The sequence below is a fragment of the Marinitoga arctica genome, assembly GCF_054657315.1.
The window spans coordinates 1-1,100 of the sequence record NZ_BAAHYY010000064.1; the positions used below are offsets into that span (position 1 = coordinate 1).

A 1,100-nucleotide genomic window follows, 5' to 3' on the forward strand; every position below is an offset into this window, starting at 1 on the left:
TGATTTTTTTATTTCCAGCTATTTAAATATTTCATTTGTTCAGGTGTTAATTCATCTATTTCTATTCCCATTGATTTTAATTTAATTTTTGCTATTTTTAAATCTACTTCATATGGAACAGGTTTAACATCTATTTCCATCTTACCTTTATTTTCTTTTAAATATTTTGCTCCTTCAAGTTGTAATGAAAAAGATAAATCCATAATTTCTACTGGATGCCCATCACCATTTACAAGATTTACAAGCCTTCCCATTCCTAATAAATATAACTTATTTCCATTTGGCATTGTATATTGAGTTACACCATTTCTTACTTCTTTCTTTTCTATATTTATTCTTTCCAAATCTTTAACTTTAACCTCTATATCAAAATGACCAGCATTTGCTAATACTACTCCATCTTTCATTTTTAAAAAATGTCTTTCAACTATTACATCTGTATCTCCCGTTACTGTAATAAAGAAATCTCCTATTTTTGCTGCTTCATCCATCGGCATAACTTCAAATCCATCCATAACAGCTTCTATTGCTTTTATAGGATCAACTTCTGTTACAATAACCTTTGCTCCCAATCCTTTTGCTCTCATGGCAACACCTTTTCCACACCATCCATATCCTGCTACAACAACATTCTTACCTGCTACTGTTAAATTAGTTGATCTTATTATACCATCCCAAGTTGATTGACCTGTACCATATCTATTATCAAATAAATACTTCATATATGAATCATTTACATCTATTACAGGAACCTTTAATTTCCCATCTTTTAACAGTGCTTTATATCTTTTTATTCCTGTGGTTGTTTCTTCATTTATACCCCATATATTTTCTAATAATTCTGGGTATTTTTCCACAATTCTTACTCCTAAATCTGCTCCATCATCTATTACTATATTTGGCTTTATAGATAAAACTTTGTCTATATTCTTCCAATACAATTCTTCATCTGTGCTTCTTTTTGCATAAACGTTTACACCATATGTTTTTAATGCTTCTGCTACATCATCCTGTGTGGATAATGGATTGCTACTTGTTATTGCTACGTTTGCCCCTAGTTCATGTAAAACTACTGCAGTATATGCTGTTTTTGCTTCAAG

The 1,100-nt window shown here is 30.5% G+C and carries 1 protein-coding gene; it reads right to left on the bottom strand.

What is annotated here, in order from left to right; translation table 11 throughout:
* Positions 1–8: 8 nt before the first annotated feature.
* Positions 9–1,100, bottom strand: a 1,092-nt coding sequence (locus tag ACYQ44_RS10340) for an adenosylhomocysteinase (RefSeq protein WP_459997196.1), incomplete at its 5' end; no start/stop codon positions are given.